The following is a 16,698-nucleotide window of genomic DNA, read 5'->3' as shown; positions in this document are numbered from 1 at the left end:
TCCTCCTTCCGGGGTGCGTTTCGTTCGGGCCGCGCATCAGGCCGCCCTCCCCGTCGCCGCCGCCATCACGGACTCCTCCGTCGCCTCGGTGCGTGGGATCTCCGCCGTGAGGCGGCCTTCGTGCATGACGAGGACGCGGTCGGCCATGCCGAGGATCTCCGGCAGGTCGGACGAGATCATCAGCACCGCGACGCCGTCCGCGGCGAGTCCGGAAAGCAGCCGGTGCACCTCGGCCTTGGTGCCGACGTCGATGCCGCGCGTCGGCTCGTCGACGATCAGCACGCGGGGGCCGGTGGCGAGCCACTTGGCGAGGACGACCTTCTGCTGGTTGCCGCCGGACAGGGTGCCGACCGCGTCGGCGATCCGCGCGTACTTGACCTGGAGCTTCATGGCCCAGTCCAGTGAGCGGCTGCGCTCGGCCCCACGGTCCATGAGTCCGGCCCGCGCGGTCGTGCGCAACCCCGTGAGCCCGATGTTGCGTTCGATCGACATGCCCATCACGAGGCCCTGGGCGCGCCGGTCCTCGGGCACGAGGGCGAGTCCGGCGGCCATAGCGGTGCTCGGGGCGCCGTTGACGAGCGCGTGGCCGTCGACCTCGACGGTGCCCGCGTCCCGGTGGTCGATGCCGAAGACCGCCCGGGCGACCTCACTGCGACCGGCGCCGACGAGCCCCGCGAGGCCGACGATCTCGCCGCGCCGCACGTCGAACGACACGTCGGTGAAGACGCCTTCGCGGGTGAGGCGGCGCACGCTCAGGGCGACCGCGCCGATGTCCGTGGCCTGCTTGGGGTAGAGCTCGTCGAGGTCACGGCCGACCATCCGGCGTACCAGGTCGTCCTCCGTGAGGCCCTCGACGGGTTCGCTCGCGATCAGGGCGCCGTCGCGCAACGTCGTGACGCGCTGGCACAGCCCGAAGATCTCCTCCAGGCGGTGCGAGATGAAGAGGATGGCTGAACCCTGCTCGCGCAGGGTGCGCACCACGGCGAAGAGGCGGGCCACTTCGCTGCCGGTGAGCGCGGCGGTCGGCTCGTCCATGATCAGGACCCGGGCGTCGAAGGAGAGCGCCTTGGCGATCTCGACGATCTGCTGGTCGGCGATGGACAGGCCACGTGCGGGCTGCTCGGGGGCGAGGTCGACGCCGAGTCGCGCGAAGAGCGCGGCGGCCGCGGCGTTGACCGCCTTGTGGTCGATCCGGCCGAGGGAGCGGCGGGGCTGGCGCCCCATGAAGATGTTCTCGGCGACGGAGAGGTCCGGAAAGAGCGTGGGCTCCTGGTAGATGACCGCGATCCCGGCGTCGCGGGCGTCGGCGGGTCCGTGCAGGGTGACGGGTTCGCCGTCGATGAGCACGGTGCCGGCGTCGGGCCGGTGGACCCCGGCGAGCGTCTTGATGAGGGTGGACTTCCCCGCGCCGTTCTCTCCGGCGAGGGCGTGCGCCTCTCCGGCGTGGAGCTGCAGGGACACGCCGTGGAGGGCGCGCACGGCACCGAAGGACTTGTCGAGTCCCTCTACGGCCAGGACGGGGGGCTCTCTCATGGGATGGCACCGATCGGGTCTGAAGGGCTTGACTATGAAAGGTTTCAAACAGATTGCACGGAAGCTAGTCCCGCACCAACTGCGGCGTCAATGGTGGGGACTTGGAAATCTCTCAACCCTTTGCAGCACTGCGGCAAACCCTTGACAGGCCACATTCGCCACTCTAGCTTCCCTCCCTGAAACGATTCATAGCCGAGTCGTATGGAGCCGAGTGTGATCAGCAGAAGACGACTTCTCAGCACGACCGCGACAGCCGCCCTGGGGACGGCCATCGCCTCCGCCGCGCCGGGAGCCGCGCAGGCCGCACCCGCCTCGGGAGCCGCCGGAGGGGCGCGGGCCGCCGAGGCCGTGCGCGTGAGCGCGCCCACCGTCGAGTACGTGAGGCACCCGCTCGGCCTCGACGTACCGCGTCCCAGGCTGAGTTGGCCCCTGGAGTCGGACGAGCCGGGCCGGGCCCAGAGCGCCTATCAGATACGCGTGGCCACCGCCGCGAGCCGCCTCACGGACCCCGACGTGTGGGACAGCCGCAAGGTCGACTCCCCCGAGTCGACCCTCGTCCCCTACGCGGGACCCGCCCTGGCCGCGCGTACCCGCTACTACTGGTCGGTCCGGGTCTGGGACACCACGGGCCGGGCCTCCGGGTGGAGCGAGCCCTCCTGGTGGGAGACCGGCCTGACCGCCGCGTCGGACTGGTCCGCCCGGTGGATCGGCGCGCCCGCTGCGCTGATCGGCACGCCCGCGCTCGACGACGCCTCCTGGATCTGGTTCCCCGAGGGGGACCCGGCCGCCGGCGCCCCGGCGGGAACCCGCTACTTCCGCGGCCGCGCCGACATCCCGGAAGGACTGACCCGGGCCCGCCTGGTCATGACCGCCGACGACGGCTACACCGCGTACGTGAACGGCACCGAGGTGGCGCACGCCGACCCGGACGGCCCGGCGGAGAACTGGCGTCGCCCGGCCGTCGTCGACGTGACGGCCCAACTCCGCGCCGGAACAGCCGTGTTGGCGGTCGCCGCCGTCAACGCCACGGACAGCCCCGCCGGACTCCTCGGCCTCCTGGAGCTGACGACGGCGGACGGGGTGAAGACCTTCGCCACGGGCGCCGAATGGAAGGCCGCCGACCAGGAGCCCGTCGGCGACTGGAAGTCGGCCGGGTTCGACGACACCGCGTGGAAGGCGGCGAAAGCACTCGCGAAGTGGGGGTCGGGCCCCTGGGGCAAGGTCGCGCCGTCGCACTCCCCCGCCGCCCAGCTGCGCCACGAGTTCCGGCTCAAGGGCAAGTCCGTCGCGCGGGCACGCCTCTACGCGTCGGCGCTCGGCCTGTACGAGGCCCACATCAACGGCGAGCGGGTCGGCGAGGACCGGCTCGCGCCGGGCTGGACGGACTACCGCAAGCGCGTCCAGTACCAGACGTACGACGTGACGAAGCTGGTGAAGTCCGGGGCCAACGCGCTCGGGGCGACGGTCGCCGCGGGCTGGTACGCGGGGAACATCGCCTGGTTCGGTCCGCATCAGTACGGCGAACGGCCCGCGTTCCTCGCCCAGTTGGAGGTCACGTACACCGACGGTTCGACCGAGCGGGTGCTGTCCGGCACCGACTGGCGCGCCTCGACCGGGCCCGTCACCGAGGCCGACCTGATGGCGGGCGAGGAGTACGACGCGCGCCTGGAGACCGATGGTTGGACGCGCGCCGGGTTCGACGACTCCGCCTGGGTCGCGGCCGCCGCCGTCGACAAGGTGAGCGCCGCTCTCGTGGCCGAGGCCGGCGGCCCCACCCGCCTCGAACGCGAGCTGCCCGCAAGGAAGTTGACCGAGCCGACGCCCGGCGTGTTCGTCTACGACCTCGGCCAGAACATGGTCGGCGCGGTCCGCCTCACCGTCGCCGGGAAGGCCGGCACCACCGTACGGCTGCGACACGCCGAGGTCCTCAACCCGGACGGCACGATCTACACCGCCAACCTCCGGACGGCGAAGGCCACGGACTCGTACACCCTCAAGGGCGGTGGCAAGGAGACGTACGAGCCGCGCTTCACCTTCCACGGCTTCCGCTACGTCGAGGTGACCGGCTACCCCGGCAAGCCCCCGCTGAACGCCGTCGTGGGGCGGGTCATCCATACGTCGGCGCCCTTCACCATGGACTTCTCGACGAACGTGCCGATGCTCAACCAGCTGCACCAGAACATCACTTGGGGCCAGCGCGGCAACTTCGTCTCCATCCCCACCGACACCCCGGCGCGCGACGAGCGGCTCGGCTGGACCGGCGACATCAACGTCTTCGCGCCGACGGCCGCCTACAACATGGAGTCGGCCCGCTTCCTCACCAAGTGGCTGGGCGACCTGCGCGACGGCCAGAGCGACGAGGGCGCCTTCACGAACGTGGCCCCCGACATGCCCGGCGTCGGCGACGGCGTCGCGGGCTGGGGCGACGCGGGCGTGACCGTCCCCTGGGCGCTGTACCAGGCGTACGGCGACACCCGTGTCCTCGAAGAGTCCTGGTCATCGATGCTGAAGTGGCTCGACTACCTGGAGAAGCACAGCAGCGGCTTCCTGCGTCCCGCCGAGGGTTTCGGCGACTGGCTCAACCTCCAGGACGAGACGCCCAAGGACGTCATCGGGACGGCCTACTTCGCGCACGCCGCCGACCTCGTCGCGCGGGCGGCGAAGGCGCTGGGCAAGGACCCGGCCCCGTACACCTCGCTGTTCGCGAGTGTGCGCGACGCGTTCCGCGCGGCGTACGTCTCGGACGGCGGCAAGGTGAAGGGCGACACGCAGACCGCGTATGTGCTCGCGCTGTCGATGGACCTGCTCTCGGAGGCCGACCGGGGTCCCGCCGCCGACCGTCTCGTCGCTCTCATCAAGGCCAAGGACTGGCACCTGTCGACGGGGTTCCTCGGCACTCCGCGCCTGCTGCCGGTCCTCACCGCGGCCGGTCACACCGACGTCGCCTACCGGCTGCTCGTCCAGCGGTCCTTCCCCAGTTGGGGCTACCAGATCGACAAGGGCGCGACGACGATGTGGGAGCGCTGGGACTCCATCAGGCCGGACGGCAGCTTCCAGGACGCCGGGATGAACTCGTTCAACCACTACGCGTACGGCTCGGTCGGCGAGTGGATGTACGCGAACATCGCCGGTATCGCGCCGGCCGAGCCGGGCTTCCGCAAGATCCTCGTGCGGCCACGGCCCGGTGGCGGGATCACGCGAGCGGAAGGGCGCTACGACTCCGTCCAGGGGCCGATCAGCACCAAGTGGTCGGTGGACTCCGACGAGTTCCGGCTCACGCTCACCGTGCCGACCAACACGACCGCCGAGGTGTGGATCCCCGCTTCCGACGCGGCCGAGGTCGCCCACGGCGCGGCGAAGTTCCTCCGCATGGACGACGGGTGTGCCGTCTTCGCGGCGGCGTCCGGCACTCACCGCTTCTCCAACTGACGTACCGCGAGGCCCAGATGAGCCCATGCCTAAATCGATTCACTCCTGCCCGGTCCCGGTGCGGGCAGACGGAGGCACACAGACGTGACGGATGACGTGAAGTCAGCACAGGGGCCCGACCGGCGCGCCGTGCTCGGAGCGGGTGTGGGCGGGGCGGTGCTGGCCGCGGCCGGGCTGCCCCTCCTGGGCCCGGGAACGGCCGCGGCAGCGACGCCGGTTCAGGGATCGGCCGCCGGACCGGTCGCGGATGCGGCCTGGCACCGCTACGTCCAGGCGCCGTCCAGCCGTACGGTGCGACCGGTACGGATCATCGGGTCCGCCGGTGACGTGACGCGCCCCGACGCCCTCCTCAAGCCCGGCGGCCAGGTCACCGTCCTGCGCCGCCCCGAGCCTCCCGCGCCGCCGCGCTGGCCCGACGGCACCACCGCGGAAGGCTCCACCACGCACGCCGGCAACAACGGAGGGGACGGCCGGCCGCGCACGTACGACGCGCCGAACGCCGTCGACGGCGACCTCGACACCTTCTGGAACGACGACACCGAGCGCGCCTTCCCCGACACCCTGACGGTGACGGCGCCCGATACGCTCACGCTGTCGGGCCTGACCGTCGTGTCCGACACGGACGGCGTCCCCACCGATTTCACTGTGGACGCCTGGGTGGACTCGGAGTGGCGGAAGGTCGCGGCCGTCACCGGCAACAGCGCGGTGCAGCGCGCCGTCCGCTTCGACGCGCCGGTGTCCACGGCGCGGGTCCGGATCACGGTCAACTCGGCCCAGGACCTCGGCCAGGGCGTGTTCACGCGGATCAACGAGGTCTGGCCCGAGGCCGTGGAACCTGTCGTGGCGCCGAGCGTGACGATCGACTTCGGCAAGGTCGTCGTCGGCTACCCGAAGGTCGACTTCGCCTCGGCGTCCGACAACCACCCGGGGGTGCGCCTCGCCTTCTCCGAGACGCTCCAGTTCCTCACCGAACGCTCCGACTTCACCCGCAACGACCAGGCGGGCGGCGCCTCGAAGGGAACGGACCAGTACGCCGTCCCCGCGGGCGGCGCCAAGTGGACGGACCGAAAGGGCTACGCCTCGGGCGGTGACAAGGTGTACGCGGACGGCCTGCACGGCTTCCGCTATCTCAGGATCACGCTGGACGCGCTGCCGTCCGACGCGCCCGCCGCGCAGCCGTGGGGCACCGTGGCCGTGGACTCCGTGTCGCTCGACTTCACGGCGTATCTCGGCACACCGCAGTCGTACCGTGGCTGGTTCCTGTGCTCCGACGAAGAGTTGAACCGCTACTGGTACGGCGCCTCGTACACGAACGAGCTGGTCGTCGACACCTTCCGCGAGGACGACGTGGACCCGAGGGGCGCCTTCAGCGCGTCGCTCGACGGCAAGCTCGTCCTGCACGACGGCGCGAAGCGGGACCGCGATCCGTACGTCGGCGACGTGGCGGTGGCGGGGCGCACCCTCTATCTCACGCACGACGACGCGGCCGAGGCCGCGCGCAACGTGCTGGCGGACCTGGCCGAGCACCAGAGGGCCGACGGCTGGATCCCGCCGGCCTCCATCAACGACTACACGCTCCCGCTGTTCGACTACCCGCTGTGGTGGGTGACGTGCAGCTGGGACTACGTCCTGTACACCGGCGACAAGGACTACGCCGAGCGGTACTACCCGCAGCTCGTCAAGGTCCTCGACACGTGGTACCCGAGCGTGACGGACGACGCGGGCCTGCTGAGCAAGGGCCTCAACGGCACGTCCGGGTACGGGGATTACGCGTTCCTCGGGCGCACGGGCCGCATCACGTACTACAACGCGAACTATGTGCAGGCGCTGAGGGACGCGGCCCGCATCGCGGACCATGTGGGCCGTGGCGCGGACGCGGGGCGGTGGCGGGAGCGTGCGGACAAGGTCGCCCAGGCGGTCAACACGCACCTGTGGGACGAGGCGGCGGGCGCCTATCTGGACTCCGCGACCGGCGCCGTCCGGCACGCGCAGGACGGCAACGCGATCGCCATCACATCGGGCGTCGCGGGCGCGGAGCGGGCGGCGTCGGCGCTCGCCCACCTGGACGCGACGACGAAACTCCGGTACGGCAACGCCTTCATGGACAACGACACCCTCTTCGGCGGGGCCTCCCAGCGGGTGTACGCCTTCACCTCGTACCCGGAGTTCGTGGCGCGCTTCGAGAGCGGCCTGGCCGACTCGGCGATCGACCAGATCAAGCGCACCTACGGGTGGATGGAGAGCCACGACCCCGGCATCACGCACTGGGAGGGCATCGGTCCGAACGGCTCGCTGTACGAGGGCGCTTACACGAGCATGGCGCACGGGTGGTCCACCGGAGTCCTGCCGGCGCTCACGCATCAGCTCCTCGGCGCGAAGCCGACGTCGCCGGGGTACGCCGCCTGGGAGGTGCGTCCGTTCACCGGCTCGGTGCGCTGGGCGCGCGGTGAACTGCCGACCCCGCACGGTCCGTTGGGTGTGGAGTGGGCGCTTGAGGGTGACACCTTCACGCTGACCGTGCATGCGCCGCGGGGCACCCGGGGCGTCGTCGCGCTGCCCACGGACGGGCGGGGCGCGACCGTGCGCTCCGGCGGGCGGACGCTCTGGCGGGACGGCAGATCCGCGGTGTCCGGGGCGCGCCTGGACTCCGGCCGCGTGACGGTCTCCGGTCTCACCCCGGGCACCCACCGCTTCACGCTGACGCGCGAGGGGTGAACTGCGCCTGCGGCCCTGGCGATCGGGCCGCGGGCGCAGTCACGGACCAGGCCGTGCGGGGCCGTTGACACACCCCGCACGGCCCTTTAGCGTCAGGCTTTGAATCGTTTCACAACGATCGTTCGTTCACAGGAGAGACATGACCGGGTCCACAGCACACGAGGCGCGGACGGCGGCCGCCAAGGCCGTCCTGAAGCGCCAGTCGATCGAGACACCGTCCTGGGCTTACGGAAACTCGGGCACCCGCTTCAAGGTGTTCGCCCAGGCCGGCGTGCCCCGCACCCCGCGGGAGAAGCTCGACGACGCCGCGCAGGTCCACGCGTTCACGGGGGCCGCCCCGACCGTGGCGCTGCACATACCGTGGGACCGCGTCGAGGGCGGACCCGAGGGATACGCGAAGCTCGCCGCGTACGCCGAGGAGCGCGGCGTGAGGCTGGGTGCGGTCAACTCCAATGTCTTCCAGGACGACGACTACAAGCTGGGCAGCGTCACCAACCCGGACCCCGCGGTGCGCCGCAAGGCCGTCGGCCACCTCCTGGAGTGCGTCGACATCATGGACGCCACCGGATCGCGCGACCTGAAGCTGTGGTTCTCCGACGGCACCAACTACCCCGGCCAGGACGACCTCCGGGACCGCCAGGACCGGCTCGCCGAGGCACTGCGGACCGTGTACGACCGGCTGGGCGACGACCAGCGGATGGTCCTCGAGTACAAGCTCTTCGAGCCCGCCTTCTACGCCACGGACGTGCCGGACTGGGGCACGTCGTACGCGCACTGCCTCAAGCTCGGCGAGAAGGCGCAGGTGTGTGTGGACACCGGGCATCACGCGCCCGGCACCAACATCGAGTTCATCGTCGCGTTCCTGCTGCGGGAGGGCCGGCTCGGCGCCTTCGACTTCAACTCGCGCTTCTACGCGGACGACGACCTGATGGTCGGCGCGGCCGACCCCTTCCAGCTGTTCCGCATCCTGTACGAGGTGCGGCGCGGCGGCGGTCTGGAGGCGGACTCCGGGATCGCGTTCATGCTCGACCAGTGCCACAACATCGAGGCCAAGATCCCCGCGATCATCCGCTCGGTGATGAACGTCCAGGAGGCGACGGCCAAGGCGCTGCTCATCGACACCGAGGCGCTCGCCGCGGCGCAGCGGGAGGGCGATGTGCTGGCGGCCAACGGGGCGCTGATGGACGCGTACAACACGGACGTGCGTCCCCTACTGGGGGAGGTCAGGGAAGAGCTGGGGCTCGACCCGGATCCCATGGGGGCCTACCGGCGGTCAGGATGGCAGGAGCGGATCGTCAAGGACCGCGTCGGAGGCGTACAGGCCGGATGGGGGGCATGAGCGACATGACGGAGCAGCACGCTGTGTTGAGCGAACTCCTGGACCGTTCCCACCGGTTGGGGGCCGATCCGCGCAATACGAACTACGCGGGGGGCAACACATCGGCGAAGGGCACGTCGAGCGACCCGGTGACCGGTGGTGACGTCGAGCTGATGTGGGTCAAGGGTTCGGGCGGCGACCTGGGGACGCTCACGGCCGACGGGCTCGCGGCCTTGCGCCTGGACCGGCTGCGCGCGCTGGCGGGCGTCTATCCGGGGGTGGAGCGCGAGGACGAGATGGTCGCCGCGTTCGACTACTGCCTGCACGGCAAGGGCGGCGCCGCGCCGTCCATCGACACCGCGATGCACGGCATGGTGGACGCGGCGCACGTGGACCATCTGCACCCCGACTCCGGGATCGCGCTGGCCTGTGCGGCGGACGGCGAGAAGCTGACCGCCGAGTGCTTCGGCGACACGGTGGTGTGGGTGCCGTGGCGCAGGCCCGGGTTCCAGCTCGGCCTGGACATCGCCGCGGTCCAGGCGGCCAACCCGCGGGCGATCGGCTGCGTGCTCGGCGGCCACGGCATCACGGCGTGGGGCGACACGGCGGACGAGTGCGAGCAGCGCTCCCTGCACATCATCCGTACCGCGGAGGCGTTCCTCACCGAGCGGGGCAGGTCCGAGCCGTTCGGCCCGCTGCTCGCGGGGTACACCGGCGCGGGACCGGCCGCGCGCAGGGAGCGGGCCGCCGCGCTCGCCCCGTTCATCAGGGCGCTCGCCTCGCAGGACCGCCCCCAGGTGGGCCACTTCGACGACTCGGACGTCGTGCTCGACTTCCTGTCGCGCACCAAGCACCCGCGCCTCGCGGCCCTCGGCACGTCCTGCCCCGACCACTTCCTCCGCACGAAGGTCAGGCCCCTGGTCCTCGATCTGCCGCCGACCGCTCCCCTGGACGAGGCGGTCGCGCGTCTGAAGGAGCTGCACGCCGAGTACCGCGAGGAGTACGCGGCCTACTACGCGCGGCACGCGGGCCCGGACTCGCCGGCCATGCGGGGAGCCGATCCGGCGATCGTGCTCGTCCCCGGAGTCGGCATGTTCAGCTTCGGCAAGGACAAGCAGACCGCGCGCGTGGCGGGCGAGTTCTACGTCAACGCGATCAACGTGATGCGCGGCGCCGAGGCCGTGTCGGTCTACGCGCCGATCGAGGAGTCGGAGAAGTTCCGCATCGAGTATTGGTCCCTGGAGGAGGCCAAGCTCCGGCGGATGCCCGAGCCCAGGCCGCTCGCCACCCGGATCGCGCTCGTGACCGGCGCGGGCAGCGGCATCGGGAAGGCGATCGCCCGCAGGCTCGTGGCGGAGGGCGCGTGCGTGGTGGTCGCAGATCTGAACGGGGACAACGCGGCCGCGGTGGCCGAGGAGTTGGGCGGCCCCGACAAGGCGGTGGCTGTCACGGTGGACGTGACGTCGGAGGAGCAGATCGCCGGCGCCTTCGGGGCGGCGGTCCTGGCGTTCGGCGGGGTCGACCTCGTGGTGAACAACGCGGGCATCTCCATCTCGAAGCCGCTCCTGGAGACCACGGCCCGGGACTGGGACCTCCAGCACGACATCATGGCGCGCGGCTCCTTCCTCGTCTCGCGCGAGGCCGCCCGTGTCATGCGGGCGCAGGGGCTCGGCGGCGACATCGTGTACATCGCCTCGAAGAACGCGGTGTTCGCGGGCCCGAACAACGTCGCGTACTCCGCGACCAAGGCGGACCAGGCACATCAAGTCCGGCTTTTGGCAGCCGAGTTGGGCGAGCACGGCATCCGGGTCAATGGAGTGAATCCGGACGGTGTGGTGCGCGGCTCCGGGATCTTCGCGGGCGGCTGGGGGGCGCAGCGCGCGGCGACGTACGGGATCGAGGAGGACAAGCTCGGCGAGTTCTACGCGCAGCGGACCATCCTCAAGCGCGAGGTACTGCCGGAGCATGTCGCGAACGCGGTGTTCGCCCTGACGGGCGGGGACCTCACGCACACGACCGGGCTGCACATACCCGTGGACGCCGGCGTCGCCGCGGCCTTCCTGCGGTGAGCGCGCTGGCGAGCGGTGCGGCGGGGGCGCGCGAGGGAGCGTTCGCCGCGGTCGATCTGGGTGCCTCCAGCGGGCGCGTCATGATCGGCCGGGTCGGCCCCGGCAGCCTCGGCCTGGTGGAGGCCCACCGTTTCCCCAACCGGCCGGTGCGGCTTCCGGAGGGGCTGCGCTGGGACGTGCTCGGCCTGTACGCGGGCGTGCTCGACGGGCTGCGGTCCGCGGGGGCCACGGCGGGCGGGCGGATCGCGTCGGTCGGCATCGACAGCTGGGCCGTGGACTACGGCCTCCTCGACGCGGACGGCGCGCTGCTCGGCCACCCCGTGCACTACCGCGACGGACGCACCGAAGGCGTGGCGGAGAAGGTGTGGGCGAGCGTGCCGGCGGCGGAGTTGTACGCGGCGACGGGGCTGCAGTACGCGCCGTTCAACACGCTCTATCAACTCGTGGCGGCGCAGGGCAGTGCTCAACTGGCTGCCGCCCGGCGCCTGTTGCTTATTCCCGATCTGATCTCGTACTGGCTGACGGGCGAGCAGGGCACGGAGGTGACCAACGCCTCGACCACCCAGCTGATCGACCCGCGCACGGGCGACTGGGCGTCCTCGGTCGCCGAGCGCGTCGGGGTCGATCTCGGGCTCTTCCCGCCGCTGCGGCGGCCCGGGGACCCGGCGGGGCAGCTGCTGCCGGAGGTGCTGGAGGAGACGGGGCTGGCGGGTCCGGTTCCCGTGACGGCCGTCGGCTCGCACGACACGGCGTCCGCGGTGGCCGCCGTCCCGGCCGCATCCGGCGAGCGGTTCGCCTACATCTGCACCGGCACCTGGTCGCTGGCCGGACTCGAACTCGACGCCCCTGTCCTGAGCGAGGCGAGCCGCGCCGCGAACTTCACGAACGAGCTGGGCCTGGACGGCACGGTCCGCTATCTGCGCAACATCATGGGCCTGTGGCTGCTTCAGGAGTGCCTGCGCGCCTGGGGGGATCCCGAACTGGGGGCGCTGCTGCGGGAAGCGGGGGACGTCGCACCGCTGCGGTCGGTGGTGGACGCGGGCGACGCCGCGTTCCTCGTCCCAGGTCGGATGCCCGAGCGCATCGCGGACGCCTGCCGCGCCACGGGCGAGCAGGTGCCGCGCGGCCGAGCCGAGACGACCCGGTGCATCCTCGACTCCCTGGCGCTCGCGCACCGGCGGGCGATCGTCGACGCGGCACGCCTGGCCGACCGCGCGGTCGACGTCGTGCACATCGTGGGCGGCGGTGCCCGCAACGCACTGCTGTGCCAGCTGACGGCCGACGCCTGCGGCCTCCCCGTCGTGGCGGGCCCCGCCGAGGCGGCGGCCCTGGGCAACGTACTCGTGCAGGCGCGCGCCCACGGCCTCGTCGGTGACCGGGCGGCGATACGTGAACTCATCGTCGGCACCCAGTCCCTGACCCGGTACGAACCGCGCGGGAACCACACCGCGTGGCGGGCCGCCGAGCGGCGCCTCGCCGAACGGTGACGCCAGGTGTCTCCCCTCGGGGCCGCCTGCCGCGTACCCTGCACCCATCCGATGATCGATACGAAGGGGCCGCGATGCGCGTCGCACTGTTCCTGACGTGTGTCAACGACACGCTCTATCCGGACACCGGCCGCGCGGTGGTGAAACTGCTGACCAGACTGGGTGTCGACATCGACTTCCCGATGGGGCAGACCTGTTGCGGGCAGGCGCACTACAACACCGGCTATCGCCATGAGGCGGAGCCGCTCGCCCGAAAGTTCTCCGATGTATTCGGTGAATACGACGCGATCGTGACGCCGTCGGGATCGTGCGGGGCGATGGTGCGCGAGCTGTACCCGCGGATGGGCGAGCGTGCCCGTGCCGAGGGCCGCGGCGACGGGCTCGCGGCCACTCTTGCGCCGGTCGTGCCGAAGACGTACGAGCTCACCGAGTTCCTGGTGGACGTGCTCGGCGTGACGGACGTGGGCGCGTACTACCCGCACACGGTGACGTACCACCCGACGTGCCACGGCCTGCGCTCCCTCGGGCTCGGCGACCGGCCCTACCAACTGCTCAAGGCGGTGAAGGGACTTGAGCTCAAGGAGCTGCCGGGCGCGCAGGAGTGCTGCGGGTTCGGCGGCACCTTCGCCGTGAAGAACTCCGATGTCTCGGCAGCAATGGGCGAGGACAAGGTCCGCAACGCCACGTCGACCGGCGCCGACGTCCTGTGCGCGGCGGACAACTCCTGCCTGATGCACCTCGGCGGCACGATGTCCCGCCTGCACACCGCGATGCGCCCCGTCCACATCGCGGAGATCCTGGCGAGCACGGAAGAGGAGCCCTGGTCATGAGCGGGACCTATCTGGGGATGCCGTCCTTCCCCAAGGCGGCGCACGAGGCCGTCGGCAACACCACCCTGCGCGCCAACCTGAAGCACGCCACGCACACCATCCGCGACAAGCGGGCCAAGGCCGTCGCGGAGCTCGACGACTGGGCGCTCCTGCGCGAGGCCGGCAAGCAGATCAAGGACCACACCCTCCGCCACCTCGACACCTACCTCGTGCAGTTGGAGGAGGCCGTCACCGCGGCGGGCGGCGTCGTCCACTGGGCCGCCGACGCCGACGAGGCCAACCGGATCGTGACGCGCCTGGTCAAAGAGACCGGCGAGTCCGAAGTGGTCAAGGTCAAGTCGATGGCCACCCAGGAGATCGGGCTCAACGAAGCGCTCGAAGAAGCCGGGATCGCCGCCTACGAGACCGACCTCGCCGAACTGATCGTGCAGCTCGGCCACGACCGCCCCTCCCACATCCTCGTCCCCGCGATCCACCGCAACCGCGGCGAGATCCGCGACATCTTCACCAAGGAAATGGGCGAATGGGGCCGCCCCGCCCCCGAAGGCCTCACCGACACCCCCGCGGAACTCGCCGAGGCCGCGCGCCTGCACCTGCGCGAGAAGTTCCTGCGCGCCAAAGTCGGCATCTCCGGCGCCAACTTCATGGTCGCCGAGACCGGCACCCTCGTCGTCGTCGAGTCCGAGGGCAACGGCCGCATGTGCCTCACCCTCCCCGAGACCCTGATCTCCGTCGTCGGCATCGAGAAGATCGTCCCCACCTGGCGCGACCTCGAAGTCTTCCTCCAGACACTCCCCCGCTCCTCGACGGCCGAGCGCATGAACCCGTACACGTCGATGTGGACCGGCACCAGCGACAGTGACGGCCCACAGACGTTCCATCTGGTCCTGATCGACAACGGCCGCACCGACACCCTCGCCGACGAGGTCGGCCGCCAGGCCCTGCGCTGCATCCGCTGCTCCGCCTGCCTCAATGTGTGCCCGGTGTACGAAAGGGCCGGCGGCCACGCATACGGCTCCGTCTACCCCGGCCCCATCGGCGCCATCCTCAGCCCTCAACTGAGGGGCACGGCCAGCGAGATCGACGCCTCACTCCCCTACGCCTCCAGCCTCTGCGGCGCCTGCTACGAGGTCTGCCCGGTCGCCATCGACATCCCCGAAGTCCTCGTCCACCTGCGCGAGCGGATCGTGCAGGGCGGGCCGGCCACCCGGCACGGCAACAGGGTGGTCCTCAAGCCGGCGAAGGGGCACGCGGCCGAGCGGGCGGCGATGCGCGCGGCCGCCTGGGCGTTCACTCACCCCGGGGCGCTGCGCGCCGGCCAGCGGGTGGCCTCGCGCACGCGCCGCTTCCATCCCCGTACGCTCCCCGGTCCCGGACGGGCCTGGAGCGCCACGCGTGATCTGCCGCAGGTGCCGGCGGAGCCGTTCAGGGACTGGTGGCAGAGCACGCACGGCAAGAAGGAGAGCGGCAAGTGAGCAGCAGGGACATCATCCTGGGCCGGGTGCGGCGCGCGCTGGGCGAGGCGCCCCGGGGCGATGCGCGGGAGTCGTACGAGACGGCCGTGGACCGGGCGTACCGGCGCGAGCACGGCACGCGGACCAGCGAGGAGACCGTCGACCTGCTGGCGGAGAACCTGGCGGACTACCGGGCGATCGTGCACCGCTGCCCGGACGACGAGGAACTCCCGGATCTGATCATGAGGCTGCTCGCGGCGCGGGGACCGCAGTACGTGCTCGTGCCCCCGGGCCTGCCGCCCGAGTGGATGTCCTCGGCCGATCCCACCCGGGTGCACGACCGTGCCGTGAGCACCACTGAGGACCTGGACAAGGTGGGGAGCGTGGTCACCGGCTGCGCGGTCGCCATCGCCGAGACCGGCACCATCGTCCTCGACGGCTCGCCCGACCAGGGCCGCCGCCGCATCACGCTGATCCCCGACCACCACATCTGCGTCGTCCGCCTCCCGGACCAGGTCGTCTCCTCGGTCCCGCAGGCCCTGGAGCGCCTCGACCCCACTCGCCCCCTGACGTGGATCTCCGGTCCGTCCGCCACCAGTGACATCGAACTCGACCGGGTCGAGGGCGTGCACGGCCCGCGCACCCTGGAGGTGGTGCTGGTGAGCGGGGAGTGACGGACGCGGTTACGTTGAGAAGATGATCCGGTTCGACCAGGTCACCAAGCGGTACGCGGACGGCACGATGGCCGTGGACGACCTGTCCTTCGAGGTCGGCGAGGGCGAACTGGTCACCCTGGTCGGCCCGTCGGGCTGCGGCAAGACCACCACGATGATGATGGTCAACCGGCTCATCGAACCCACGTCGGGCCGGATCTTCGTCGACGGCGAGGACATCTCGAAGGTCGACCCGGTCAAGCTGCGCCGCCGTATCGGGTACGTCATCCAGCAGGTCGGCCTCTTCCCGCACCGCACGATCCTCGACAACACGGCGACCGTGCCCGCGCTGATCGGCTGGAAGAAGTCCAGGGCGCGCGCCCGCGCCGCCGAACTGCTCGACCTGGTCGGACTCGACCCCCAGCAGTACGGGTCCCGCTACCCGGAACAGCTGTCGGGCGGCCAGCGTCAGCGCGTCGGTGTGGCCCGCGCCCTCGCCGCCGACCCGCCGGTGCTCCTGATGGACGAGCCGTTCGGCGCGGTCGACCCGGTGGTCCGCGAGCAGTTGCAGGACGAGTTCCTGCGGATGCAGGCCGCCGTGCGCAAGACGGTGCTCCTGGTCACCCACGACATCGAGGAGGCGGTCAGACTCGGCGACCGGATCGCCGTGTACGGGCAAGGCCGTATCGAGCAGTTCGACACTCCGGGTGCGGTGCTCGGCACGCCCGCGACTCCGTACGTCGCCGAGTTCGTCGGCGCCGACCGTGGTCTGAAGCGGCTCTCCGTGACCGAGATCCAGCCGGACGACCTGGAACAGCCCGCCGTGACCCACACCGACGAACGTGCCCGGGACGCCGCCGCCCGGCTGCGTGACGAGGACGCGCGCTGGGCCGTCGTCCTCGATGCGGACGGCGATCTGCACGGCTGGGTCGGCATCGACGAGGTGTCGCTCGCCGGCGAGGCCGGACTGGTGGGCGAACTGGCCCACCGCATGAACGCCTGGGTCCCCATCGGCGCCCCACTGAAGCAGGCGTTCGGCGTGATGCTCCAGCACGACGCGGGCTGGGTCGCGGTCCTCGACGGCGCCCGCTTCCTCGGCGTGCTGACCCCGGCGAAGCTCCATGAGGCGCTGCGCCGCTCGGTGGACGCGGACGCTCAGGGCGTGGCGCGGGACGAGGTGGATTTCGACTCGGTCGCCGACGCGTGACGG

The 16,698-nt window shown here is 71.3% G+C and carries 10 protein-coding genes; 9 read left to right on the top strand and 1 reads right to left on the bottom strand.

All coding sequences use genetic code 11. The features are described from left to right. Positions 1-36 precede the first annotated feature (36 nt). Positions 37-1,533, bottom strand: a complete 1,497-nt coding sequence (locus AC07EJ_RS00290) for a sugar ABC transporter ATP-binding protein (RefSeq protein ID WP_389486436.1) — start codon at positions 1,531-1,533, stop codon at positions 37-39. Positions 1,534-1,746: 213 nt separating this feature from the next. Between AC07EJ_RS00290 and AC07EJ_RS00285 the strand changes: the two genes are divergently transcribed. The 9 genes from AC07EJ_RS00285 (at position 1,747) to AC07EJ_RS00245 (ending at position 16,695) form a co-directional block, all read left to right on the top strand. Beyond that, positions 1,747-4,962 carry an alpha-L-rhamnosidase gene (locus tag AC07EJ_RS00285; protein ID WP_478883404.1) on the top strand — a complete coding sequence of 1,072 codons (3,216 nt, stop codon included), beginning with the start codon at positions 1,747-1,749 and terminating at the stop codon, positions 4,960-4,962. 84 nt (positions 4,963-5,046) lie between these two features. Next, positions 5,047-7,677, top strand: coding sequence for an alpha-L-rhamnosidase-related protein (locus AC07EJ_RS00280; protein WP_478883403.1), 2,631 nt, complete (start codon positions 5,047-5,049; stop codon positions 7,675-7,677). Positions 7,678-7,816: 139 nt separating this feature from the next. After that, on the top strand, positions 7,817-9,016 hold the full coding sequence (gene rhaI / locus AC07EJ_RS00275; protein WP_389486442.1) for an L-rhamnose isomerase: 1,200 nt from the start codon (positions 7,817-7,819) through the stop codon (positions 9,014-9,016). Between the two features lie 5 nt (positions 9,017-9,021). Continuing rightward, positions 9,022-11,064, top strand: a complete 2,043-nt coding sequence (locus tag AC07EJ_RS00270; RefSeq protein ID WP_478883656.1) for a bifunctional aldolase/short-chain dehydrogenase — start codon at positions 9,022-9,024, stop codon at positions 11,062-11,064. A gap of 80 nt (positions 11,065-11,144) precedes the next feature. Next, positions 11,145-12,551 (top strand): rhamnulokinase, encoded by a 1,407-nt coding sequence (locus AC07EJ_RS00265; protein ID WP_393581667.1) that lies wholly within the window; start codon positions 11,145-11,147, stop codon positions 12,549-12,551. A gap of 74 nt (positions 12,552-12,625) precedes the next feature. Beyond that, positions 12,626-13,381 (top strand): (Fe-S)-binding protein, encoded by a 756-nt coding sequence (locus AC07EJ_RS00260; protein WP_389486444.1) that lies wholly within the window; start codon positions 12,626-12,628, stop codon positions 13,379-13,381. Next, entirely contained in the window at positions 13,378-14,856 is a 1,479-nt protein-coding gene (locus AC07EJ_RS00255) for a LutB/LldF family L-lactate oxidation iron-sulfur protein (RefSeq protein WP_478883402.1), read from the top strand. The genes AC07EJ_RS00260 and AC07EJ_RS00255 overlap by 4 nt, the downstream gene beginning before the upstream one ends. Then, entirely contained in the window at positions 14,853-15,509 is a 657-nt protein-coding gene (locus tag AC07EJ_RS00250; RefSeq protein ID WP_478883401.1) for a LutC/YkgG family protein, read from the top strand. The genes AC07EJ_RS00255 and AC07EJ_RS00250 overlap by 4 nt, the downstream gene beginning before the upstream one ends. A 22-nt stretch (positions 15,510-15,531) precedes the next feature. Next, positions 15,532-16,695 carry an ABC transporter ATP-binding protein gene (locus tag AC07EJ_RS00245; protein WP_478883400.1) on the top strand — a complete coding sequence of 388 codons (1,164 nt, stop codon included), beginning with the start codon at positions 15,532-15,534 and terminating at the stop codon, positions 16,693-16,695. Positions 16,696-16,698 lie beyond the last annotated feature (3 nt).

Source organism: Streptomyces sp. NPDC045026 (genome assembly GCF_056432625.1).
Note: the sequence above shows the minus strand (reverse complement) of the source record. Positions and strands in the feature narration are given on the sequence as shown.